The sequence below is a fragment of the Leptolyngbya sp. FACHB-1624 genome (assembly GCF_047649235.1).
GTDB classification, from domain to species: domain Bacteria; phylum Cyanobacteriota; class Cyanobacteriia; order Leptolyngbyales; family Leptolyngbyaceae; genus Leptolyngbya; species Leptolyngbya boryana.
The window spans coordinates 231,157-254,958 of sequence record NZ_CP180258.1 but is presented as its reverse complement, the minus strand read 5'-3'; the positions used below and the strand labels follow the sequence as shown (position 1 = coordinate 254,958).

Below are 23,802 nucleotides of genomic sequence, written 5' to 3'. Positions count from 1 at the left end.
GCTACAATTTTTCTGAACGCGATCGCCACCTTTTTCTTATGGCAAAGAAGCAGAAACCTCAATCCTCAAAATCATCCAAAGGATTTGGGACAAAAAATTTAGCTCCTGAATTACAAAAAGCGATCGCGCTAGCTGCGAGGCAAAAATGGGCTGAAGCGCGAGATATTTTAGAACGCTTAAGTGAGGATTATCCGAACAACACAGAAATCCTGCTGATGTTAAGCAATTGCTGCTATGAAATGCAGGATATGTTGGCATTTCAGCGCGTCAGTGAACGGTTGGTTGAGCTTGAACCGAATAATGCAGATGCAGCGTTCGCTTTAGGGCAAACCTATCTCACCAATTCTCATTTTTTACTCGCGCTACAAACGCTACAGTCTGCGATCTCACGTTGGTCAGATTATCCCAATGCTGAAGAGATCAACGAGATTATCAGCAAAATTGAATCGCAAGTGGATGAATTACTTGGAGAAGCTGGCTTAGTTGGTGGAGCAGGGTTTGAAATTGCGATCTTGCATGAACGCGGACAGGCTGCGCTAGAAGTAGGCGATTATGCAAGAGCTAGACAACTCGAAGAGCAAGTTTTAGAGCGCAAACCAGATTTTGTCGCTGCAAGCAATAATTTGAGTTTGATCGAATTCTTACAAGACAATATTGAAGGCGCGATCGCAGTTTGCACTCAAGTTCTGGAAACTCAACCGAATAACATTCACGCTCTGTCGAATTTAGTGCGTTATGACTGTCTAATGGGCAGATTGGACAACGCTCAGCAAATCGGCGATCGCTTAAAAGCAAGCCAAGCTTCTGCCTGGGATGCCTGGACGAAAAAAATGGAAGGATTGAGCTTCTTGGGAGACGATCAAAGTGTTGTTGAGGTGTTTCAACAAGCCGAGAAAGAAGGCGACCTCGATATTGCTTCTGCAATGTTTTTCCATTTGGCTGGAGCGGCATTTGCAAGATTAGGACAGTCCTCAGAAGCACGAAAGCATTGGAAGAAGGCGTTAGAAATCTCTCCCGGATTTGAGCTAGCACAGTCAAATCTCGATAATCTAAATCGGATGACGGGTGAACCTGCTTGGGCTTTTCCGTTCAGTCATTGGTTCACACCTACCGCTTTAAAGGCGCTGGAAAAAGCAATGAGATCGGCACAATCTTCTGAGAAAGCATTTCAGAAATCGATGCAAATTTGCCTGCAAGACCATCCGGAAATCAAAGCGGTTATCCCAATTTTGTTCGATCGTGGAGATCCAGCCGGACGACATCTGGCTTTTGTGATCGCTTCAAATCTAGCAACGCCTGAGTTTCTAGAGATGTTAAAGGATTTTGCACTGAGTCAGCAGGGATCAGATTCGATGCGCCATGAGGCAGCCATTCAAGTCGCTGAAGCTGGATTGTTGCCGACGGAAAATGTTCGGATGTGGTTGCAAGGAGAATGGCGAGAGATTTCGTTGATTTCCTATGAGTTCTATGATGAGTCGCCTTATAAGCGATCGAAAAAAGCAAATGACCTGATGCGATCAGCTTTGAACAAGTTGCGATTCGGAGACAAAGCAGAAGCAGAAGAGGCAGAGCGGTTATTGAGACAGGTTCTAGAACTGTATCCTGATTCACCGGATGTTTTGAATAATATTGCTGCATCCTATGACATCCAAGAGCGAACTGAAGACATGCTTGCACTGATCCAGGAGATCATCGATCGATTTCCAAATTATGTCCCTGCGCGTGCTTCGATGGCTCAATATCATTTACACAATAAAAACATTGAAGCGGCTGACACACTGCTGAAGCCAATGATTTCTAGAAAACGCTGGCATATCGATGATTTTGCAACGTTCTCTAATTCATATTTGCAGTTACTATTGGCGCAGAAAGAGACGAAAGCCGCCCAACTTTGGCTAAATCTATGGGCTGGAGTTGAGCCAGATCGAATTGATGTGCAGCAATGGCAAAGACGATTAGCACCCTCATCTTTACTCGATGATTTGGAGCCATTAACGCGCCTTAAACGGTGAAGCACTCTCTTAGAAGTTGAAAACTAGGATGGTCAGCAACATATTGGAATTGAGTCTCACGATCGAGAACTGTGTGAATTGGAATCACTTCCATCACACAGTTCGTATACGCGATCGCTTCAAATTCCTGCACTAGACCCGGTGTCCAAGTTTGTTCAATCGCATTGCCCAAAGAATTGAGGAGATACGAGCGGAGTAATCCCGGTAAAATTCCATCTGCTAGAGGCGGAGTCCACCAAGTATTCTCTTTCCAACCCCAAAGCGTGCCTGTACTCGATTCAAGCCAGTTGCCATCTAAATCCGTCAAAATTGCTTCTTGAGCACTCAACCGCTGAGCAGTTTGGAGAGCGAGCCAAGGGGCAAGGTAGTTTCCTGTCTTATGTTGAGGAAGCGATCGCGAAAGTTCAGATCCTGCGACCCAAGCTGTAATGCCTTTTTGCTGACGCTCTGCTAAATCAACTGGCAGAGATCGACCTGTGATCCATTCTCGTCCATCAGGGAAAACGACAATTCTTAGAACTGGATATTCAGTTGAGAGCCATTCTGCACCCGATCGAATGTTGTCCCAATTTGGAGACTGCCAGTGGAAATCCGCGATCGTTTTTTCTAAGCGATCGCAATGCCCCTTCCAATTTGTCAATTCATGATCCAAGGATTGGTAAACTCGCAGGGTCGTAAAGGTTGTAGCACCATAGATTAAACCTGGATCAGTGATGGAGAGTTGAATTTGATCCCTTGCAATGGCGCTGCCGTTGTACCAATATTTCACAGTAACCCCATTTCTCTTAATCCTTGTTTCAGCCTCTCGGCTTCGGGAGAATTCTGCTGTTGGTGCAGCCCGATCGCAGTCTGAAACGCTGCCAAACTCTCAGGCACTTGTCCCAATTTCAGTAACACGACCCCCAGATTTTGATAAGCCTCGGCATAATTTGGATTTAGCGCGATCGCTTGATTGTAATGATCGATCGCCGATGAGAATTGTCCCATTGCTTTTAAGGTTGCGCCTAAATTGCAATGCGCGATCGCAAAATTCGGATCAATCTTTAATGCCTGCTGAAACAGAATTTGGGCGTTTTGCAAATCCCCGGCATCTTTCAGTAAACTCGCTAAATTATTGACGGCTCCTAATTTCAGCTTCGGTAGGATTGGCTGCTGAATGGCTTGCTGGTAATGATGGGCAGCTTGCTCGATTTCATTCAGTTGCACACGCACACTGCCTAAATGGTAATGCAGTTCATATTGCGTCGCAGCATCCTCGACGGTAGACAAACCTCGCTCTAAAAGTTCGATGCCTTTCGCCGTTTCGCCTATCTGAACATAGAGCGCGCCGAGCTTACTACAAACATACGGATCATTGGGATGAGTTGCCAGAAAGCCTTCCATGGTCGATCGCGCTTTATTCGCCTTATCCCGTCCAGCAATCACATCCGCTTGATAACCCTCATGCAAAATCGCGACTTCCGAAATCGCTCCAATCTTCCAATGCGGCTCTCGTTTCAGCAACGCCTCAACTTGATCATCAATCATGGCGTGATACGGACGAGAAAACCAAATCTCAGGATGCCGCTTGAACAGACGTGAAATTAATGAATACGGTGACTGAGCGGCCCCAATTTCTTGTCGGACTAGATTAAACACGAGATAGTCGTCTTGAGCGATCGCCTGTTTCAAGGTCGGCACAATCTCTGGAACTAAGACTTCATCCGCATCTAATACCAAAATCCAATCGCCATGAACATACTTCAGCGATTCATTGCGGGCGGCAGAAAAGTCATTCCGCCATTCAAAACAGTAAACTTCTGCACCAAAAGACTGAGCAATTTCTATTGTGCGATCGCTCGATCCAGTGTCCAAAACCACCATCTCATCGACCACATTCTGAACGCTAGACAAGCAGCGCGGCAGATTTTCCGCCTCATTTTTGACAATGATACAAAAACTCAGTTGCATAACGTGGTGATCGTGAATCCTTAAGTTAGATTGGACGAATCGAATCAGCGATTCTGAAAATCCGACTCTATATATTCTCAGAAGGATACATTTTAATGAACCAGCGGTGGAGAAACGCAGGATTATATGGACTTTTCGCGATCGTCACGATCGCGCTATCAACCGCAGTCTTTGCTGAACAGCCCCAAACTCGTGAAACCTGGGAATACAGCCAGTTTATTCAAGAAGTTGAAAAAGACAATGTTAACAAAGTCAGTTTGACTGCCGATCGAACTCGAATCTTGGCACAATCCGAAGATGGAAAGCGCTTTTTAGTCAACCTACCGGACGATCCTGAACTGATTAACACTCTGGTGCGGAATCAGGTCGATATCTCTATCGTGCTTGAACTCAAGGACAGCGACTTCTAGCCCCAAACCGTTCCTGCCTGATTCCTGACCAGGATACTAAAAACTCCACCCCATAACGTGATCGATAGTAAATCCTTACGTTACATTGGATAAATCGGTAATTCTCAGATTTCTCTCGTATTGATGCAAGAAGTCTTAATACAGAGTAATATAAGTTTACAAATACAAATCCGAGAACCCGATTTATTCCTATTTTCAGGAGGATACACCCCGGTGAACAAGCGGTGGAGAAATGCAGGGCTATATGCGCTTTTAGCGATCGTCGTGATTGCTTTGGCAACGGCGGTCTTCGATAAGCAACCCCAAACTCGTGAAACCTGGCGCTATAGCCAGTTTATTCAAGAAGTTGAAAAAAATAATGTCAATAAAGTCAGTTTGAGCGCCGATCGGACTCGCGCTTTAGTGCAATCTGAAGACGGAAATCGCGTCTTAGTGAATCTGCCGACCGATCCTGAGCTCATCAGCATTCTGACTCGCAATAACGTCGATATTTCTGTTCTACCTGCAACCGATGGCAATGACTTCTGGCTGAGAGCAGTCAGCAGTCTTTTCTTCCCAATCTTGCTGCTTGTGGGCTTGTTCTTCCTGTTGCGCCGCGCTCAAAACGGACCAGGTAGCCAAGCGATGAACTTTGGCAAATCCAAAGCCCGTGTGCAAATGGAACCCCAAACCCAAGTCACCTTTAACGATGTGGCAGGGATTGACCAAGCGAAGCTGGAATTGAACGAAGTTGTGGACTTTTTGAAAAACGCCGATCGCTTTACTGCAATCGGTGCAAAAATTCCCAAAGGTGTCCTACTCGTTGGACCTCCTGGAACTGGTAAAACCCTGTTGGCAAAAGCTGTTGCAGGCGAAGCAGGCGTTCCGTTCTTCTCGATTTCTGGTTCTGAATTTGTCGAAATGTTCGTCGGTGTGGGTGCGTCTCGCGTCCGTGACCTGTTCGAGCAAGCCAAATCGAATGCACCTTGCATCGTCTTCATCGATGAAATTGATGCAGTCGGTCGTCAGCGTGGTGCAGGTCTCGGCGGCGGTAACGATGAACGTGAACAAACCTTGAACCAACTCTTAACCGAGATGGACGGGTTTGAAGGTAACACGGGAATCATCATCATCGCGGCAACCAACCGTCCTGATGTCTTAGACGCAGCGCTGTTACGTCCAGGTCGTTTCGATCGCCAAGTCGTCGTTGATCGTCCTGACTACTCCGGTCGTTTGGAAGTGCTCAACGTTCATGCGCGCGGCAAAACGCTCTCGAAAGACGTTGACCTCGAAAAGATTGCCCGTCGGACTCCTGGATTTACCGGAGCAGACTTGTCGAACTTGTTGAACGAAGCCGCAATTCTTGCCGCTCGTCGCAATTTGACTGAAATTTCAATGGACGAGATCAACGACGCAATCGATCGCGTCTTGGCAGGACCTGAGAAGAAAGACCGTGTAATGAGCGAGAAGCGCAAAGAGCTTGTGGCTTATCACGAAGCAGGTCATGCGCTTGTCGGTGCTTTGATGCCTGACTATGACCCTGTTCAAAAAATCAGCATTATTCCTCGCGGTCGCGCAGGCGGTTTGACCTGGTTCACACCAAGCGAAGACCGGATGGATTCAGGCTTGTATTCTCGCTCTTACTTGCAAAACCAGATGGCCGTTGCTCTAGGTGGTCGAATCGCTGAAGAAATCGTCTTTGGTGAAGAGGAAGTTACCACAGGTGCATCGAACGACCTTCAGCAAGTAGCACGCGTTGCAAAACAAATGGTGACTCGATTTGGGATGAGCGATCGCTTAGGACCAGTCGCATTAGGTCGTCAGCAAGGCAACATGTTCTTGGGTCGTGACATCGCTGCTGAGCGGGACTTTTCCGAAGAAACGGCAGCCGCGATCGACGATGAAGTTCGCAACCTGGTTGAACAAGCTTACCGTCGTGCAAAAGCGGTACTGGTTCAGAATCGTCCGGTACTGGACAAACTGGCAGAAATGCTGGTGGACAAAGAAACCGTCGATGCTGAAGAACTGCAAGAGCTTTTAGGCAATAGCGACGTGCAGATTGCAGCGATCGCGTAAGCGCTGAATACTCGCGTAAGCGCTGAATACTCATGTAAGTTTCTACTTCACTGAAAATTCGAGAGATGTTCCACCGGGGCATCTCTTTTTTTTACAGAGAACTCCAGATCGCTAAAACTTAAATAAATATGTCACAGTTTAAATGTATAGCTAGTGTGAAATGTCATGGTTGCCGCTTTCCGCCATGACTTCATTCACCCTAAAACTTAAAGAGAACTCAGGGTAATTACTCAATCTTGTCGTCTAGTCCCTCAACCTTTTCCTATGAGCAGCGCTTTTCTGACCCGTCTTCACAGTCCCGATCGTCCTGTCCTCGTCTTCGATGGCGCAATGGGAACCAATATTCAGTCCCAGAATTTAACAGCAGAGGATTTTGGAGGTGCGGAATATGAAGGCTGTAACGAATATCTCATTCATACGAAACCAGAAGCGATCGCGAAAGTTCACCGCGATTTCTTAGCAGCAGGCGCGGATGTGATTGAAACCGATACATTCGGCAGTAGCCCGTTTGTGCTGGCAGAATATGGGCTGCAAGATCTAGCGTATGACTTGAGCAAGAAAGCGGCTGAACTCGCGAAACAATGCGCCGCCGAATTCTCAACTCCTGAAAAGCCTAGATTTGTCGCCGGATCGATGGGACCTGGAACAAAATTACCGACCTTAGGACACATCACATACGATGAGCTAAAAGACGCATTTACCGTTCAGGCAGAAGGGTTGTTTGATGGTGGCGTTGATTTATTCATCATTGAAACCTGTCAGGACGTACTGCAAATCAAAGCCGCTTTGAATGCCGTCGAAGCTATCTTTGAGAAAAAAGGCGAGCGTCGTCCGATTATGGTATCTGTGACGATGGAAGTCCAGGGAACGATGCTCGTCGGGACAGATATTAGCGGCGTTTTGGCAATCTTGGAGCCGTACCCGATCGATATTCTCGGCTTAAACTGTGCGACAGGACCCGATCGCATGGCAGAACATATCAAGTATTTGACGGAGAATGCGCCGTTTGTCGTCTCTTGTATTCCGAACGCAGGTTTGCCTGAAAATATCGGCGGTCATGCTCACTACAAGCTGACTCCGGTTGAGCTTCAGATGGCATTGCACAAGTTCATCGAAGATTGGGGCGTGCAAGTCATTGGGGGCTGTTGTGGAACTCGTCCCGCACATATTCAAGCATTGGCGGAAGCCGCCGCGACGATGAAACCGAAAGAACGCAATGTTCGGATCGGGGAGCGCGAATGGATGAATGGTCAAGTGTTTGAATCAGAAACACCCAGACCACTTTTAAGCTACACGCCTTCAGCCGCATCGATTTATACGTCTCAGCCTTATGAGCAGGATAATTCTTTTCTGATTGTAGGAGAGCGACTGAATGCCAGCGGCTCTAAGAAAGTTCGAGAGTTGTTAAATGCGGATGATTGGGATGGACTGATTGCAATCGCAAAATCCCAAGTCAAAGAAGGCGCGCATGTATTGGATGTAAACGTCGATTATGTCGGACGCAATGGCGAATCCGATATGAAAGAACTCGTTTCCCGCCTCGTTACCAATGTCACGCTGCCTCTGATGCTCGACTCGACCGAGTGGACAAAGATGGAAGCCGGACTCAAAGTTGCGGGTGGAAAGTGCATTCTCAACTCGACCAACTATGAGGATGGCGATGAGCGATTCTTCAAAGTGCTGGAATTGGCGAAAGAGTACGGTGCTGGAGTCGTGATTGGAACGATCGACGAAGAAGGCATGGCGCGGACGGCTGAGAAGAAATTCCAGATCGCTCAACGGGCTTATCGCGATGCACTAGAATTCGGAATTCCGCCGCACGAAATTTTCTTTGACACATTAGCTCTGCCGATTTCGACCGGGATTGAAGAAGACCGGGAGAACGCAAAAGCAACAGTTGAGTCGATTCGGATGATTCGGGAAAATCTGCCTGGCGTTCACTTCATGGTCGGGGTATCGAATATCTCATTCGGTCTGAGTCCTGCGGCTCGGATTACTTTGAATTCGATGTTCTTGCATGAAGCCACGAAGGTCGGAATGGACGGCGCGATCGTGTCGGCGGCAAAGATTCTTCCACTTGCGAAAATTGAGCCTGAGCATCAAGAAGTCTGTTTAGATCTGATTTACGATCGTCGCCGATTTGATGGGGATATTTGCATTTACGATCCGCTGACGAAGCTGACGGAACTATTTGAAGGCGTAAGTGCAAAAGATGCTCGATCGACGAGTTCTTTAGCAGATTTACCCGTTGAAGAACGTTTGAAGCAGCACATCATTGATGGCGAACGGATTGGTTTAGAAGATGCATTGAAAATCGCATTAGAAACCTATGAGCCGTTGCATATCATCAATACGTTCTTGCTGGATGGCATGAAAGTGGTTGGTGAATTGTTCGGATCGGGGCAAATGCAATTACCGTTTGTGTTGCAGTCTGCGGAAACCATGAAATCTGCGGTCGCATTCCTTGAACCATTCATGGAGAAGAAAAGCGATGACAGTGGCAAGGGTAAATTCTTAATTGCAACCGTGAAAGGGGATGTTCATGATATCGGCAAGAATTTAGTTGATATCATTCTCACCAATAACGGCTACAAGGTGATTAACTTAGGGATTAAACAGCCAGTTGATGCGATCGTCGATGCTTACGTTGAACATCAACCAGATTGTATTGCGATGAGCGGATTGCTCGTAAAATCGACTGCATTCATGAAGGAGAACTTAGAAGTCTTTAATGAACGTGGGATCAGTGTTCCAGTGATTCTTGGCGGTGCAGCACTGACTCCGAAATTCGTTTACGAAGACTGTCAGAATGCTTACAAGGGGCAAGTGATTTACGGACGCGATGCGTTCGCGGATTTGACGTTTATGGATCGCTTTATGCCTGCGAAAAAAGAGGGGCAATGGAGTGATACCGAAGGTTTCCAAGGCGAATTTGCTCAGTTCAATCAGAAGGGGCGTAAAGCGATCGAACAAGCTGAACGCGAACTAAACGGCGAACTAGAGAAGAAATCGGATGAGCCGGAAGTGATCGATTTAGCGCGATCGGAAGCGGTTGAGTTGGATATCGATCGACCGACTCCGCCGTTCTGGGGAACTAAAGTTCTCAATCCTGAAGATATCTCCTTAGAAGACCTCTTCTGGCACATGGATTTGCAGGCGTTGATTGTTGGACAATGGCAATTCCGCAAGCCGAAAGACCAATCGAAAGAGGAATATGATGCGTTCTTAGCTGAGAAGGTTTACCCGGTCTTGGAGCGCTGGAAGCAGAAGATTCAGACTGAGAAACTGTTAGAGCCTCGGATGATCTATGGCTATTTCCCTTGTGCGGCTGAGGGGAATTCGCTGCATGTTTATGATCCGAGTGTGATCGAGCAGGGCCTCACGCCTGCAACTGCAACACCCTTAGTCACCTGGACATTCCCACGTCAGAAATCTTTACGCCGCTTGTGTATTTCAGACTTCTTCCGTCCAGTGTCAGACAATCAGTTCGATGTGTTACCCATGCAAGCGGTGACGATGGGACATATTGCCACTGAAGTCGCTCAAGAGCTATTCAAGGCGAATAACTATACGGAGTATCTCTACTTCCACGGTATGGCAGTCCAGATGGCGGAAGCTTTGGCTGAATGGTCACACGCTCAGATTCGTAAAGAGTTAGGCTATGGAGAGCTTGAGCCAGATAACATTCGAGATATGCTAGCTCAACGTTATCAAGGCTCACGTTATAGCTTTGGCTATCCAGCTTGTCCGAACGTTGCGGATCAATTCAAGCAATTAGAACTGCTAGGAACTGAGAAGATTGAGATGTCGATAGATGAAAGTGAACAGCTTTATCCAGAACAATCGACGACCGCCTTTGTGGTCTATCACCCGACCGCGAAGTACTTTAGTGCTTAGAGCTGAACTCCCTATCTACCAGAGAGGATAGATAGGGAGTTCATTTCAATTGGTTTAAGACTGGAGCGAGATGTGAGCGAATTGCATCTCGCTTTTTGCTTCAGAGCATGCGTGGTAAATCTTCGAGAAGGTTACTCGTTCACCACAATCAATCAGATAGGGAGATAGGAAGCAATTTAGTCTGGGTTCTCCCCATCTACCCACTCCGAAAAATTCACACGATCGACAAACTACTTTGCATCCGCCGGAATCTCTTCCCGCGATTCAACAACAAGCTGCATCGTTTGAACAGCAATATCTCGCATGTCTCTTGTTAATGGAAATGCTCCATTTGCACCAAACCAGCGATCGAAGATTTGTACTGATTTGGGTTCTCCGCGCACAAAGCCTTGCATGTAGCGATACAAAGCATAATTTACCGTATCCAGAAACCTAGAGTTATCTTCAGGAACCATACAGGCAATCCCCTCTTGAGATAATGGACTGTCCGGCAAAATGTTGTACTGGTTGATTTTTCCAGCTAATCGCGCTTCTAGTAAAATACTATCTGCGGCGAATGCATCGATCGTACCTTTCTCCAATGCTTGATAGCCTTGTTCCCAAGTTTGAAAATAGACAGGCTTTGCTTTCGGTAATTTTCGCTGTACTGCTAGCTCATTAGTCGTGCCCGGCAACACTCCGATACGCTTGCCATTAAAGGCTTCTGGAGTACCTAAATTGCTTGATTTTTTGACCGCAAGTTGAGTGCCAGTCGTCGCATACACCAGCGAAAAATCAACCTGTCGATTGCGCGCCCAAGTAAAGCTACTGAAATCACAGACAATATCCACTTGTCGATCGGCGACCTTTTTGACGCGATCCGAAGGCGGTAACGCAACTAATTTCAATTGAACTTTCTTGCCTGTTTCTTTTTCCATCTGCGATCGAATTAATTCCAGCATATCGACGGAATATCCGACTAGTTTGCCTTGTCGATTTTGATAAGCAAATGGAATCGCTTCACTGCTGGTTCCTGCAACCAAAACTCCCGATCGAGCGACCTTCTGCATGACTGTCTCCGCATTCGCGATCTGCGGCAGTGCAGCACACAGAAGGGTACTCAGGACAACGAGAGAAAATGGTTTGGGCATGATCAATCTGATGGATTATTTAGCCCTTATCTTCTACCACTTTAGGTAGGCACATTGTCAAGCGCGCATCGAAGTTGTTCTTGCACAGCGGGCTTTCTGAATTGCCTCGTCACGAGTCGCTTTTTCTTTCAACGTGTTCGCAACTTTCATCGCTTCAGACATCCGATTCACGCGAGCATATTGAATCGCGATCGCTTCTAACATACTGCCACGATCCGTTTCGATCGGAATCACAGTACCGCCATCTGTACCGAGGCGATCGAATTGCGATTCCTCTCCAGGAATCGTTTGGGCAACTTGGAAAGCTTGAGCAAGGTAAGACACGGCTTTTTGAGATTGATTTAGCTCGGTATAACGTTGTGCGATCGCAAGTAAAAGCTGCGTTTTACTCACGGGTTCCGTTGTTTGATTCGCGATCGGTTGGACTAAATCAAATCGATTGATCGTGAGCAATCCTAGAGCACTAGTTTGTAGGCGAGCATTTCTCACCTCTGGGAATGCAGTTCCTTCAGCAATTTGCAATGCGCCTAAATATTGTTTCGCTTCAATGAATTGAGCGAAAGGATTATCTGTAAAAGATGCGATCGAGGGATCATCAATCTTTGAACTAAAAACAACCACTTGCTGAAGAAGTTGGCGAGCTTTTTCAGGCTGCTGCGTTTGAGAATAAACCAAAGCAATACTAGCTAAAGCAGTGGGTTTAAAGCGTTCAAGACTGAAGAGATCGCCGCCTTCACGGTTGATTCTCTCGCGATAAGCTTTATCGAGCGGATCAATCGTTTGTAAGGCTTGCTCAAGCATTTGATTGGCGAGGGTAGAGTTGCCAGCTTGAGCCGTGACGAGCGCGATCGCAGACAGTGCTCTAATCTGCTCCAAAGGACGATTCTCTAAAGGCAATTTGCGTACCCATTCTGCTGCTTGAGAATGTTGACCTGTTTGGGCATAAGCCTTGGCGATTTGTATAATTTGCCAATCCATCAAACCGTAGTCGATCGACGAAATTTGTGCCCAGTCTTCGCGAATCCAGTCAAACTGATTGGCAGCGATCGCAGTTTCAATTACAGTCCAGACTTGACCTCTCTGTTCCCAAGAATCGCTGAGAGCTTTAATTGCTACAAGTTGCTGAGACAAGAGGACTTTAGCTTGAGCAGTTTTGCCAGCTTTTTGATGCGCCACAACAACTGACTTCAATGTATCGTTTCGGAGATTTTTTACCGATTTTGCAAGCTGCACTGCTGCGTCTAACTGTTCAGCTTGCACATAGGCTTCGACAATCTCTTGCAGCAATGTATCTTTCTGATAGGGATCTTCTACAGATTGAGCAAGCGTTGTAGCTTGGCGGAAGAGTGAAGTAGATTGACTTGGGTTTTTACGATAAGCGATCGCTACTTTTGCTAAAGCAGAAATTTTTTGAGGAGTTGCAGAGATTGATTGAGCGAGTTTTTCGGCATCCGCCAATTTACCATTGCTCAGATAAGCTTGCACGATGCCTTCTTGAGTGTTTGCAAAAGCTTCTGGAACTTTCGACAAGCGCTCTAAAGTCTGTTGTGCTTTCGGATAGTTGCCGATTCGCGCATAGGTTACAGCAGCGCGTTCTACAATTCGATTCGATTCTTCAACTGCAAGCCGGGGTAAAATTTTCTCAACCTGAGCAAGCGTAGTTTGGGCAACTTGAGGCTGTGAAAGTTCAGCGTAAGCTTCTGCGATTTCGATGAGTGCGATCGCACGTAAGTCTGGTGCTTTGATTTGAGGTTCGAGTTGCCGCGCTCGTGCCATTAAGTTATTGGCAATTCGCAGTTGTTTGAGCGCTGCATATTGACGTGCGATCGCAACGAATGCACGAGTTTTCTCCACGCTATTCGCAGATGGAAGACGATTAGTCAGGGTTAGAAACTGATCAAGTAACGCACGCGTTTTTTGTGGAGATTTGAGTTGCTGATTAAGTTGAATGATCCGTAATGTCGGGAAGCCATTATACGGTTCGATGAGCCAGGATTGAATTAAGTCAGCTTGAAAAGGAGTATTTTTTACTTGCAACGCGATCGTAATTGCTTCTTGTAAGGCTGTGCCTGCTGTTTCGGCATCTTGTCGATCCAAAGCTTCACGCGCTTGATTGGTCAAAGTTGCAAGCTTGCTTTCTAATTGTTCATTAGGATTACAAGTTATCGAAGCAGGCTGAGCAGAAGCTGGATGAGGTACTACTAGATGTCGTGTGACGACTAAAAAAGTGGGAGCAATCAATGTAAAAATACTCAGGAGAAGCCAGGGATGAATGGATCGAGACATAAACGATTTTGGGCAAAGTGCTTGACGTTTGCTAGATACCATCCCATCCCTACAAGTTCCAGAATGTTTTTTACTCTGCTTTGAGCTTTAACCACGATCGAATTTCTTTCAACACCCAAGCTTGCTCAAAATCAGTTAGCTCCTCTCCAAATTGATGCAAGTGATATCCATCCCGATACGGTCCTGAAGTAATCGTAATTTTGCCATTATCCCGGCGCACATCTCGAATATGGCGAGTCTTGCCTGTCATTCGATTGCTCATCGCTCGAAATCGCTGGGTTTCGACTGCAAATTCTTTGCGATCGAACTTGACGTAAGTTCGCTGAAACGATGGACTAATAAAAATCAAAAATACAATCAAGGCAAATAGTAAAATCCAGACAGATGCGCTCATTACCCCAAAAACGAGCAGCATCATAAACATCGGCAGCGAGAACATCAGAGCAGGCAGTGCGACTCCTGCCATCAGTAAGCCGAACATCTCAAAAACTGATTCTTCTTGTTGATTTTGCTGTGGGATGACAATTTCTAAGCGTTTTTTCGATCGCTGAAGTTGAACTCGCGTATTTTTAGGACGCTCCACTGCACCAAATGCAGATTCTCCCGCTAAATGGAGTGCCTGAATCGCTTCATTTGCGGTTTGAAATCGTTGTTCGACATCAGGATGAGACAGGCGATCAATCCAATCTGCAAAAGCAGGAGTTAAAGTTACACGATCGCGCCATTGCAATTTCAGATATCGCTGAGGCAAATCCGCAGGCGCGGTTCCTGTCAAAAGGTGAATCAAAGTTGTCCCCAATGCGTAGAGATCCGAAGCAGCAACAGCCCGACCGCCAAATTGTTCGATCGGTGTATAGCCATAGGTTCCAACGACTGTAAAGGTTCCACCTTCAATCGGAACATGATCCTGAACTGCTCCAAAATCAATTAAATAAATCTGCTCATCTTTTCCCAAAATCAAATTACTAGGTTTGATATCGCGATGCAGAAGCGGAGGATTTAATTGATGCAAATCGCGCAAAATTTCTAGAACCGCGATCGCGAATTTTCGCACTTCTTCTTCTGTAAATCTTTTTCCATCCTGCACCAACTCTTTGAGCGAAGTGCCTGGAATATAATCCTGGACTAAGCCAAACCAAAGAATGCGATCGTCGATCGAAAAAGAGTCTCGACATTTCGGAATCCGAGGATGATCAATCTGGCGTAAGACTTGGGATTCGCGCTCAAACAGTTTCAAATCTTCCCACTGCATCTCTGCACCAAATGCCAGGAGTTTGAGCACAATCGGCTCAGACTGAGCGTTCAAATCCAGTGCAAGCCAAGTCTGTCGTCCAGCAGTCTGTCCTAATTTCTCTTGGAGTTGATAGCGATCGTACAGCGTCTGTCCTGCCGTCAGCATCGAACCGAATCCCCCTAGCATCGTCATCGACTCACTTCGCCTCTGATCATAGCGATTCCGGTTATTCTTTGACGAGCGCTCCATTCTACTCAGGGAGTCTCTCTAAATGTCCTGCTCAACCGTGATTGAGCAACCAGGTTTCTAAATCAGTTACGGTTGAAAAGTCGAGTAGGGCATCAGCTAACGCTTCGAGTTGTTCGATCGATAGAGTGTGAATTTGCGATCGCGTCTCTTCTGATAAGTTTCCGACTTGTCGAGTCAAGAGACGCAGAATCAGCGTTCTTTGCCCTTCTTGCCGTCCTTCCTGTCGTCCTTCCTGTCGTCCTTCTTGTCGGGTTGCTTGCTCCCATTCCAAAAAAGCTTGTGAAAACGCCATCAGTACCTCCTGCTGAGAAAAATCCTCAATTTCGCCTAACTCGATTTTAACTTTCCAATTTGCTAACAATTGTAGAATGTTGTTTCGACGAGGATGATGCTTGGGAAGCGCTAAGACTTCTAGAATCGCTCGTTCTTGCGTTCTATCTCGACCTAAAATTCTTAGCCAGAGTGTTTCTTCAGTTTCTGGAAGTTGATCGATCGCAACGATCGCGCTTCTAAACAATTTGGGCAGAAAGTAGATGCCAGGGAGCCAGTCTCGATCGAGTTGTCCTGCAACTTCTTGAATGACGGGTTGATGTGTAGTTGCAGCGAGAATCCACAATTGAGGCAGTTCGGGGAGCGATCGATTTTCTGATTTAGCTTTGCGGCGATCGTTTTCTTGCAGCCACAGCAGTTTGAGCAGGCACGATCGTAGTTCTGCTCGTCGAGGTGCGTTGCGGTAAGGTTCTAGTAGACATGAGGTTTGAACCATTCGCCCTAAGATGCCTAAATCGGCGATCGAAGGAGTGACAGTCGGTGCGAAGTAGATGTCTACAAACTTTGATTCGCCGGGTATCTCCAGATTCCGCGTGACTTTCCCAAGCGGGGACAGAAACTCTTCTAGGTACTGTTTGGAAAGCTGATCGAAGGGAATCTGTGACATGAGTGCGGCAGAAATTGAGGCAGTTTATTGAGAATAGCGCGATCGCGGATTTGATTTATTGTTCGATCGAGGTTTTCAATAGCTCTATCATCTGCTGAGCTAGGTTAAAATCTGGGAAGAGAGTAAGAAGAATTTGGAGATCGCAAATAGCAACACGAATACGAGTTGAAGGAACCCGCCCATTAACAACTTGTCTAAAGAGAAGCTCTGCAGCATCAACTTGTTCATCAACGAGGCGATACAAAGCAAGCTCCAAAACATTGCGCCAGTCATCTGGAGCATGACTATAACACGTCTGAGCAATTTGAATTGCAAGCGTTATATTGGCTTTAAATGAATCTAGTTCATGACGAATAAGGTGCAATAAAGCAAAATTGTAATAAACTCGTGAATCTTGAGAGTTAACCTGAAGTGCGCGATTGAGCGCTCTGATTGATGGATTCACTTCTTTAGAGAACAAAAAGGCTTCTGCCACTAAGCACAGTGTCCAATAGCCATTCGGCTTGTCTGCTATTAACTCACTTACAATATCATACGCTTTCTCATAATTCTTCTTTGCCCAAAATACTCTAAAAAGCTCTGAGCGTAATCGTCGGATTTCGCTTCTTAATTGCTGCTCTGAGCGCAATCGTTGAATCTCTTTCTCTTTCTGCTGAATCTCGCTCTCTTGCTTATGAATAAACTCTAAAAGCCCAATTGTTTCCGATGAACTGTTACTCTCCTCTCTCAGTATTTTAATCATTTGAAGATACTCATTCTGAATAGACTGGAGTTCCTCTTCTGAATCTTTAGCTACATCCATTGCAAGAGTAAAATCAGTCTCAGCTTCACTTAAATTACCTTCCAGCATATGCAGAAAGCTTCGTAAAAAAAGAGAGTCTGCTGCATTAGGAGCTAGGTTTAGAGCCTGATTTAGAGTTTCGATCATATGATGAACATCTGTAATGTTTCTTAGACATTCTCCGAATTCCATAGGCTGAATATCATCTGGACTAGCAGATGATGTAAGAGCCGGAAATGATTGTTTCAGAGCCAGAAACACCTGTTGAGTTAGTGCGATCGCACGTGCTTTATCTTCTAAACAGTTCTCCTTCAGTAAAGATGACAGCACTTTCTCTAATTCAGTATTATCATCTTCTGAAATCTGGAGCTTACTTCCCCATCCTCTCAGCTTTTCATAGTTAGTTATTTCCCCAACAGTTGCCATTACAGTTGCCCATTCTTGTGCAAGCTGATGTTCTTGGTTCAATGCAACCAACCAACCATTTAAAGCAATTCCTAAAGATCGCTGCGGAGCCATACATAAAGTGTGATAAAGCCACTCCAACGAATATTGCTGCCACGTTTCATCCTTCCACCGCTGCGATTCCTCTAGCTTCAATCCTTGCCGCATTTCATCGTAGTAGTTCGCCAGTTTCTCATGCAGCGCTGCCCACGACTTCAACGACACCTTGTGCTGATAACGCAGAATTAGACCTCGCACCAAATTGTGATATTGCCACCCATTCGGATGCTGTACCACAAACGATCGAGACTTTAGCCAATCAAACAAACTATCTGCTTCTGCATCACTTGTCAGCACTGCCAACACATCTTGATTGATCAACCTTGGCAATGCAGCATTTTGAGCAATTTTGCGCTTCTTCTCGTCCTGCTCCCACCACAGAAATCGCTCCACAGCATCCTCACAGGGATCGCTAATTTGCTCAACCTCACGAGGCGCTCCCTGAGCCATCATCGCAATCAACACAGGCAATCCACCCGACGATAATCGCCAAATCTCTTGCACGATCGATTCTTGAGTAATCGCACAGCTTGCCAGATACAATCGTGCCTCAGCCTTAGTAAACGGTTCCAACTCTGATCGTGCAATCAGTTTTTCCCACCCAATCCAAGCATTCTTGTTGAGCGGATCACGACCGGCAATGCAGATCAAACAATTCGGATGCAGACTTACATCATATCGATCGTTCAGCAGCGATCGAAGCCAATCGTCTAAAAATGCTCCCGTTTGCTCATAGGTATCGAGCAACAATACGATCGTTTGCTTTTCAGCAACTCGATTCAGGTCTTCTAGAAAAAGCGGAGTCAAAACCTCGATCGGTTCCTGGACTAATCGCACTTCATCCTTATTTGTCAGCTTACGAGCCACAAAAGCTGTCCACTCTCCAGCCTGATTTGCGACTCCTTCCGAATCTACAAATTCCATCACTCCGCCACTGCCCGGAATCGATTTCGCCACCCCAATTCCGGCTCTCGCAATAAATTTTCCCATTCCTGCCGCAAAGCCTTGAGGCGCATCAGGATCAGCTTCCAGTTCTTGTTTCTTCTGACGATAAACCTTGTAGCGCTCTTGAAACTTCTTACACTCAATTCCTTGCTTCTCTAGATCCAGTGCCAATCGACTGAGCGCTTCCGGCACATTATCCACCAAATTCGTCTGTGATCCCTCATCAACATAAGCTGCAACCTGTCCAAGCTCAGTTGTAATTCTGCGAAACTGCTTGAGCAAAGTAGTTTTCCCAATTCCGCCTTGCCCAGAGATGCTGAAAATTGAAGTTGTGCGATCGTCGTAAGGCGTGCTTAATACACCCCGAAACGCTTGCAATTGAAGTTCGCGCCCGATGAAAGAGTTTTCAGTCGATCGATTCAGCTTTGCCTTCCAACTTCCAGGACGAGGTGCTTGAGTCATGACAAACTAAGGGCAACATATTCTCTCTTCATCAGTATGTCGCATGGGTTTGAAACTGTGTATAAAAACCATCGGGTTCTGTGATTGCAGAAATGCTGCTAGAACGTGAAAAGGAAGCTACTTTAACAATTACTAAGTGTTGATTGTGTCAAAGACAAGTCAAAAGTCACCACCACTTGCGCGGATTGTTAAGCCAGCGATTCTGCTTGCGAGGCATCGTAGGAAGTCCTCGACCTCTCAGAAAAGTCCAAGTTATATCATCCACAATGCCCGTCTCTCGTAATCTGGAGCGCTGCTGAAATTGTCGAACCGCAGCTTCTGTCGCAGCATCGTAAACCTGATTTCGGTCAACATCGAAGCCATGAACTAACAAGAGTCCTTGAAGTTCAGCCACATCTGTCCCAATACAGCCCAGTTTTAAGAGCCGTGTGCCTGGTTCTAGGTCTGTGTTGAGTACAGACCACGTCTGTTTACCCACCACACCATCAATTCTCAATCCATGTCGATGTTGAAACGATCGCACTGCTGTTTCAGTCCGACTCCCAAAATCTCCATCGATTCTCAGGTTAAATCCATGTGCTCTCAATAAGGCTTGCAGTTGCATAACATCGCTTCCTTGATCCCAAGGATACAAATCGGGCAGTTCGATCTTATCGGGGGGAATTTCAGCGCTCATGGCAATTTTAGATTCAGCTTCTTACATTTGAGTATGAATGAAAAAAGCCTGAATCTCTGACCTGAGATAGGACTTTTTTGCGATCGCAAATTCTATTTTTTAAGATGAGGAACCTTATCTCTGGCGGCAAAGTCATTGAAAGTATCGCCGTTAGACTCGGACTTGAAGGACAAAAATCTATGTTGAACTTGAAGAAATTGCAAACTAGCACTGCGCTCGCACTGACGATCGGTGTAACGGCGACTGGAGCCGCTCCGATCGTATTTGCGAAAGACGCGATCGCGGCTACTCCTGCTCCGATGAAAGTCGCGCAGCTGTTCCCCTCATCTCCCTCGTCACCGACGCAAACGACAGGTGCATTCCGAATTCCGGCAGGCACAACGTTGCGCTTGGCTTACCGAGATGCTGAGAAAATTTTGGTTGCCCCGAATGAACGCCTTCCGATTACGTTAACTGTTCCCAATAATATTCGCACCTCGAATGGAACCCTGTTGATTCCAGCAGGTAGCCAAGTGAAAGGAGAGTTTCAGCCTGCCGATGGTGGAACTCGCTTTGTCGCAAATACCTTGATTTTGAATAATGGCAATCAGGTGGCACTGAATGGTCAAACAGATTTAGTCACTCGGACTGAAGAAATTCGTCGAGGGGTGAGTACAGATGCAATTCTGAAGGGAGCTGCAATCGGTTCAGGTGCAGCAGCGATTATCTCTGGCATCACCGGGAATCGTCGGATCACGTTGGGCAAAGTTCTAATCGGTACGGGTGCAGGTGCTTTAGGTGGCTTATTGCTTGGACGAAATCGCAATCAGGTGATTTCAGTCAATCAGTCTGATTTGAATTTGCGTCTGAATTCTGCGTTGGCAGTGAATGCCTACTAAGTGGGGAGTGGGGAGTAGGGAGTAGAGATTGTTTCTTCCCCACTCCCCACTTCTTTCTAGCTCCAATCATCCCGCTTCGCGCCACGCCCCTTATAAGGCTTCGTCTCTACATGAATGTGGCGAGTTTTTTCAAACAAAGCATCCTCCGTTAAGTTCCACTGTTTGAGAACTGTATCTAAGTCTGCTTGAATATCGCGTGCCCCTGGGAAACCGTTATAGCGAATTCTCAAGCGGGCTAATTCTGCGAGATTCCAATCCGTTGCTTCGCCCGTCAGTAGAGAATCGACGATTTCACGATCGCTCTTCCACAAAGGATGCTCCTGGTCTTTTTGCTCTTGCGCCATATCTCACCGTGGAAATCACGCTCGTCAGTATAATACGGGAACGCGGTTGCAGAGAGATGGATAAGTTAATTCTTTTGAGCTTTGATGTTGAAGGGTTTGATGTTCCAGAAGAGTACGGGCAACCGTTAGATAAAACAATAAAATTCAAAGCATCGGCTGAAGGTTTAGACCATGGATTAGCCTTACTCGATCGCTTAGAACCCTATTTAAATTGGTTCAAACCACAAGCAAGATTTGTAACATTCTCCGAGTTCCAAGCCAGTTGAGATCCAAGCAGCTTGTTTCGCTAAGCCAATATCGTAATTTGCAATCTATCCAGAATTTTTTCATTAATAATTGAGGGAGTTGTATTCGCATCAACCATCATTAAGCAGTCTAGTTCCTGGTAGTACTCGATAACAGGAGAAAGCAGCCGTTGATTCCACGCTAATTGATCAGCCGATAATCGCTCTAATAAATCATGTTTTGTAAGACTGAGATAAAGTGCTTGAGGCTGTGAATAGCCCATATATTCAAGCAGAAGGTGCAGAGATTGCGCTTGAGTAAAGCACTGAGGAAAGTCCGTGAGAATCCAACCCTGACGAGTATCAGATTGCCGCAAACGGACTTCCAGCATTGCCAGCTTTTCTGTATCAGGCGAGATCGTATCGGAAGGGAGGATGGCTTGCAGATCGCTGCACAAGCGATCGCGCATAAACTGCGAAAACAAATGGATCATCGAGATATGGGGAATCCCGAGTTGTTTCGATAAGATTGCTGCCTGTGTATTCACACTCGCAGTCTCAAGTCCTAAGAAAATAAGCTGCACCGTCATATTATTCCTCAAACGATTAGACTAAACTTCGGTCATCAATGATTGAACTCGAATCATGCTCATCTCAGCATACTGACATCTGATGATAAAGTTTGCTACATCAAAGAACGATAGAGAAATAGTGTGAAAAACTAGAGAACTGATCGCTCATGCTGAACGCAATGTTACATTGTGTCATTGTTTATCACGAATTCAATTCTGAAACTTAAGATAAGCATTCCCTAATCTCTGCTAGTACCTTACTGAGAGAGCAAGGTTTAGATAGATACTTTTCTCCTCGATCTTTGAGGATTTTCAAGCGATCGTTATTCTCAACTGCTCCGGTTAAAAACAAGATTGGAATATTCATGGTTTCCAGATTTTGACGGAGCAATCTCAACACATCAAATCCATCAAAAATAGGCAACTCGAAATCACTAACAATCAGGTTTGGGCGTTCCTCCGTTGCCAGTTTGATTCCTGAGCTTCCATCTTCTGCTTCAATCACTCGATAGCCTTCTAACTCAAGCATCTCTGCCAAATTCGCTCGAAGCGCAGCATGATCTTCAATCAGCAGAATAGTCTGTATCATCATTGAGACAGTAATGATTACTAGAAAAACAATTTGTAGAGCTTGATGCGTGTTGCTGACCCTATCAGAAAATTGTAGAAAACTAGAGAACCATCATTACTGTTCTTCAATTTACATTTTGAGTTAATCTCGCTTCCGGTGAGGTGCACGCCCAAATAGATGCGTCAAACTTGCGAATCGATCGCGAATCTCGTCATTCAACATCTCTGATCGATAGCGCCAACCCCAATTCCCCTCTGCCTGACCCGGAACATTCATTCTGGTATTCGCTCCCAACCCCATTAAATCTTGCATTGGGATGATCGACAGAACTGCAACCGAACTCATGGCGACTCGAATCAAATCCCAATGAATTCCCTGCTGTCCGATACAGCCCATATAGTTCCAAAGATTGCCCCGCTCATAGTCTGAAAGCTGCTCATACCAGCCGATCGTTGTATCGTTATCGTGCGTACCTGTATACACGACACAATTACGAGGATAGTTAAATGGCAGATAAGGATTGCCCGGATCAGACCCAAAAGCAAAGTGAAGAATCTTCATGCCTGGAAACTCATACTTATCCCGTAATGCTTCTACTTCCGGTGTAATCACACCTAAATCTTCTGCCAAGATCGGTAGCTTTCCTAACTTCGTATTGAGCATCTGAAAGAACTGATCTCCTGGCGCTTCGATCCAGTTCCCATTCATCGCTGTCTCTTCACCTTGCGGAACTGCCCAATAAGCCTCAAGCCCACGAAAATGATCAATCCGAATCCAGTCCACCAGATCTAACATGGCTTCAAATCGCTGCACCCACCACTTGAAATCTGTCGATTCCAGATAGTTCCAGTCATAGATGGGATTACCCCAAAGCTGTCCTGTTGCACTAAAATAATCTGGCGGTACACCTGCCATCAGTTCAGGATGTCCGGTCTCAGGATCAAGCCGAAAGTTCTCTGAGTTTGCCCAAACATCCGCACTATCATGTGCAACATAAATGGGGATGTCTCCAATAATTTGCACACCATTTTCGTTGGCATGTTCTTTCAGCGCCACCCACTGTTTGAAAAACTCGTATTGAAGAAATTTCTGGTAGTAAATTTCTTCTTGCAGTCGGATTCGAGCAGCTTCGATCGCATCCGGTTTCGACTGCATCAATTCGGGTTCCCACTCATACCAACTCTTGCCGCCGTTCTCATGCTTCAGTGCCATGAACAACGCATAGTCTTCTAACCAGAAGGCTTTTCTCGTACAAAAATCGGCAAAATCGCGCTGTTCATCACGCTGATGTTTAAAGGCATCGCAAGCCTTTCGCCATAACGGAGCCTTGAACGCATAGACGCGATCGAAATCCACACAATCGATCCAAAATCCATCAGCATTCGCAAAATCCGATTCTTCTAGCAAGCCGCGATCGCGCAACGCCTCTAAACTAATCAACAACGGATTGCCTGCCATTGATGAATAAGATGCATAGGGAGAATTTCCATATCCCGTAGGACCTAATGGCAACACTTGCCAATATTGCTGTCCACTCTGCACAAGAAACTCAATAAATCGATGAGCTTCGGCTCCTAGTTCTCCGATTCCAAATCGACCGGGAAAGCAGGTAGGATGCAGCAAAACGCCACTTGATCGCATTAAAGGCATAGTAATCTAGCAGGAAAAGGCTGTGAGAACTGTAA

At 46.0% G+C, this 23,802-nt stretch carries 18 protein-coding genes; 6 read left to right on the top strand and 12 right to left on the bottom strand.

Translation table 11 applies throughout. From position 1 onward, the window contains the following. Positions 1 to 38: 38 nt before the first annotated feature. The gene (locus ACMUEV_RS01095; protein ID WP_190649725.1) at positions 39 to 2,012 is read left to right on the top strand and encodes a tetratricopeptide repeat protein; all 1,974 of its coding nucleotides are present in this window, start codon (positions 39 to 41) and stop codon (positions 2,010 to 2,012) included. Here ACMUEV_RS01095 and ACMUEV_RS01090 read toward each other — a convergent pair. Together ACMUEV_RS01090 and ACMUEV_RS01085 are read right to left on the bottom strand one after the other, a co-directional pair. After that, positions 2,002 to 2,781 (bottom strand): aminotransferase class IV, encoded by a 780-nt coding sequence (locus tag ACMUEV_RS01090; RefSeq protein ID WP_190649727.1) that lies wholly within the window; start codon positions 2,779 to 2,781, stop codon positions 2,002 to 2,004. The two genes, ACMUEV_RS01095 and ACMUEV_RS01090, sit on opposite strands and share 11 nt — an antisense overlap. Continuing rightward, entirely contained in the window at positions 2,778 to 3,962 is a 1,185-nt protein-coding gene (locus tag ACMUEV_RS01085) for a tetratricopeptide repeat protein (protein WP_190649729.1), read from the bottom strand. Before ACMUEV_RS01085 ends, ACMUEV_RS01090 begins: the two co-directional genes overlap by 4 nt. A gap of 95 nt (positions 3,963 to 4,057) precedes the next feature. On the opposite strand from ACMUEV_RS01085, the gene ACMUEV_RS01080 reads away from it, so the two are divergent. The 3 genes from ACMUEV_RS01080 (at position 4,058) to metH (ending at position 10,324) form a co-directional block, all read left to right on the top strand. Beyond that, a complete protein-coding gene (locus tag ACMUEV_RS01080; RefSeq protein ID WP_017291152.1) occupies positions 4,058 to 4,372 on the top strand; it encodes an ATP-dependent metallopeptidase FtsH/Yme1/Tma family protein in 315 nt (104 codons plus the stop codon). Between the two features lie 213 nt (positions 4,373 to 4,585). Next, a complete protein-coding gene (gene ftsH3, locus ACMUEV_RS01075) occupies positions 4,586 to 6,427 on the top strand; it encodes an ATP-dependent zinc metalloprotease FtsH3 (RefSeq protein WP_017291153.1) in 1,842 nt (613 codons plus the stop codon). Positions 6,428 to 6,691: 264 nt separating this feature from the next. Then, a complete protein-coding gene (metH, locus tag ACMUEV_RS01070; RefSeq protein ID WP_190649732.1) occupies positions 6,692 to 10,324 on the top strand; it encodes a methionine synthase in 3,633 nt (1,210 codons plus the stop codon). Positions 10,325 to 10,554: 230 nt separating this feature from the next. Here the strand turns inward: metH and ACMUEV_RS01065 are convergent, their stop codons facing one another. The 6 genes from ACMUEV_RS01065 to ACMUEV_RS01040 form a co-directional block, all read right to left on the bottom strand. Next, entirely contained in the window at positions 10,555 to 11,454 is a 900-nt protein-coding gene (locus ACMUEV_RS01065) for an amino acid ABC transporter substrate-binding protein (RefSeq protein WP_190649734.1), read from the bottom strand. 57 nt (positions 11,455 to 11,511) lie between these two features. Continuing rightward, the gene (locus tag ACMUEV_RS01060) at positions 11,512 to 13,740 is read right to left on the bottom strand and encodes a hypothetical protein (protein ID WP_190649736.1); all 2,229 of its coding nucleotides are present in this window, start codon (positions 13,738 to 13,740) and stop codon (positions 11,512 to 11,514) included. 70 nt (positions 13,741 to 13,810) lie between these two features. Beyond that, complete coding sequence (locus ACMUEV_RS01055; RefSeq protein ID WP_242044312.1) at positions 13,811 to 15,166, bottom strand: serine/threonine protein kinase; 1,356 nt, start codon at positions 15,164 to 15,166, stop codon at positions 13,811 to 13,813. An 88-nt stretch (positions 15,167 to 15,254) separates the two neighbouring features. Beyond that, positions 15,255 to 16,160, bottom strand: a complete 906-nt coding sequence (locus ACMUEV_RS01050) for a DUF4351 domain-containing protein (protein WP_190649738.1) — start codon at positions 16,158 to 16,160, stop codon at positions 15,255 to 15,257. A gap of 55 nt (positions 16,161 to 16,215) precedes the next feature. Then, complete coding sequence (locus ACMUEV_RS01045) at positions 16,216 to 18,852, bottom strand: AAA family ATPase (RefSeq protein WP_190649739.1); 2,637 nt, start codon at positions 18,850 to 18,852, stop codon at positions 16,216 to 16,218. 166 nt (positions 18,853 to 19,018) lie between these two features. Next, positions 19,019 to 19,528 carry a peptidoglycan-binding domain-containing protein gene (locus ACMUEV_RS01040; RefSeq protein ID WP_190649741.1) on the bottom strand — a complete coding sequence of 170 codons (510 nt, stop codon included), beginning with the start codon at positions 19,526 to 19,528 and terminating at the stop codon, positions 19,019 to 19,021. Positions 19,529 to 19,707: 179 nt separating this feature from the next. Here ACMUEV_RS01040 and ACMUEV_RS01035 point away from each other — a divergent pair, with 179 nt between their 5' ends. Further along, on the top strand, positions 19,708 to 20,406 hold the full coding sequence (locus tag ACMUEV_RS01035; RefSeq protein WP_017291164.1) for a hypothetical protein: 699 nt from the start codon (positions 19,708 to 19,710) through the stop codon (positions 20,404 to 20,406). Positions 20,407 to 20,462: 56 nt separating this feature from the next. Here the strand turns inward: ACMUEV_RS01035 and ACMUEV_RS01030 are convergent, their stop codons facing one another. After that, complete coding sequence (locus ACMUEV_RS01030) at positions 20,463 to 20,750, bottom strand: DUF3288 family protein (RefSeq protein WP_017291165.1); 288 nt, start codon at positions 20,748 to 20,750, stop codon at positions 20,463 to 20,465. A gap of 56 nt (positions 20,751 to 20,806) precedes the next feature. On the opposite strand from ACMUEV_RS01030, the gene ACMUEV_RS01025 reads away from it, so the two are divergent. Continuing rightward, positions 20,807 to 21,016 (top strand): hypothetical protein, encoded by a 210-nt coding sequence (locus ACMUEV_RS01025; protein WP_190649743.1) that lies wholly within the window; start codon positions 20,807 to 20,809, stop codon positions 21,014 to 21,016. A gap of 20 nt (positions 21,017 to 21,036) precedes the next feature. On the opposite strand, the gene ACMUEV_RS01020 is transcribed toward ACMUEV_RS01025, so the two are convergent. From ACMUEV_RS01020 to malQ, 3 genes are all read right to left on the bottom strand, one after another. Continuing rightward, the gene (locus ACMUEV_RS01020) at positions 21,037 to 21,564 is read right to left on the bottom strand and encodes a nucleoside monophosphate kinase (protein WP_017291167.1); all 528 of its coding nucleotides are present in this window, start codon (positions 21,562 to 21,564) and stop codon (positions 21,037 to 21,039) included. 205 nt (positions 21,565 to 21,769) lie between these two features. Continuing rightward, complete coding sequence (locus ACMUEV_RS01015) at positions 21,770 to 22,138, bottom strand: response regulator (protein ID WP_017291168.1); 369 nt, start codon at positions 22,136 to 22,138, stop codon at positions 21,770 to 21,772. 120 nt (positions 22,139 to 22,258) lie between these two features. Further along, on the bottom strand, positions 22,259 to 23,767 hold the full coding sequence (gene malQ / locus ACMUEV_RS01010; RefSeq protein ID WP_190649745.1) for a 4-alpha-glucanotransferase: 1,509 nt from the start codon (positions 23,765 to 23,767) through the stop codon (positions 22,259 to 22,261). Between the last annotated feature and the right edge of the window lie 35 nt (positions 23,768 to 23,802).

What these genes read in the sequence shown, in the direction of transcription:
- ACMUEV_RS01045 (WP_190649739.1), bottom strand. Translation starts at nt 18,852, where the DNA reads ATGACTCAAGCACCTCGTCCTGGAAGTTGGAAGGCAAAGCTGAATCGA.
- ACMUEV_RS01060 (WP_190649736.1), bottom strand. Translation starts at nt 13,740, where the DNA reads ATGTCTCGATCCATTCATCCCTGGCTTCTCCTGAGTATTTTTACATTG.
- ACMUEV_RS01085 (WP_190649729.1), bottom strand. Translation starts at nt 3,962, where the DNA reads ATGCAACTGAGTTTTTGTATCATTGTCAAAAATGAGGCGGAAAATCTG.
- ACMUEV_RS01080 (WP_017291152.1), top strand. Translation starts at nt 4,058, where the DNA reads ATGAACCAGCGGTGGAGAAACGCAGGATTATATGGACTTTTCGCGATC.
- ACMUEV_RS01040 (WP_190649741.1), bottom strand. Translation starts at nt 19,528, where the DNA reads ATGAGCGCTGAAATTCCCCCCGATAAGATCGAACTGCCCGATTTGTAT.
- ACMUEV_RS01030 (WP_017291165.1), bottom strand. Translation starts at nt 20,750, where the DNA reads ATGGCGCAAGAGCAAAAAGACCAGGAGCATCCTTTGTGGAAGAGCGAT.
- ACMUEV_RS01065 (WP_190649734.1), bottom strand. Translation starts at nt 11,454, where the DNA reads ATGCCCAAACCATTTTCTCTCGTTGTCCTGAGTACCCTTCTGTGTGCT.
- ACMUEV_RS01015 (WP_017291168.1), bottom strand. Translation starts at nt 22,138, where the DNA reads ATGATGATACAGACTATTCTGCTGATTGAAGATCATGCTGCGCTTCGA.
- ACMUEV_RS01095 (WP_190649725.1), top strand. Translation starts at nt 39, where the DNA reads ATGGCAAAGAAGCAGAAACCTCAATCCTCAAAATCATCCAAAGGATTT.
- malQ (WP_190649745.1), bottom strand. Translation starts at nt 23,767, where the DNA reads ATGCCTTTAATGCGATCAAGTGGCGTTTTGCTGCATCCTACCTGCTTT.
- metH (WP_190649732.1), top strand. Translation starts at nt 6,692, where the DNA reads ATGAGCAGCGCTTTTCTGACCCGTCTTCACAGTCCCGATCGTCCTGTC.
- ACMUEV_RS01055 (WP_242044312.1), bottom strand. Translation starts at nt 15,166, where the DNA reads ATGACGATGCTAGGGGGATTCGGTTCGATGCTGACGGCAGGACAGACG.
- ACMUEV_RS01035 (WP_017291164.1), top strand. Translation starts at nt 19,708, where the DNA reads ATGTTGAACTTGAAGAAATTGCAAACTAGCACTGCGCTCGCACTGACG.
- ACMUEV_RS01050 (WP_190649738.1), bottom strand. Translation starts at nt 16,160, where the DNA reads ATGTCACAGATTCCCTTCGATCAGCTTTCCAAACAGTACCTAGAAGAG.
- ACMUEV_RS01025 (WP_190649743.1), top strand. Translation starts at nt 20,807, where the DNA reads ATGGATAAGTTAATTCTTTTGAGCTTTGATGTTGAAGGGTTTGATGTT.
- ACMUEV_RS01020 (WP_017291167.1), bottom strand. Translation starts at nt 21,564, where the DNA reads ATGACGGTGCAGCTTATTTTCTTAGGACTTGAGACTGCGAGTGTGAAT.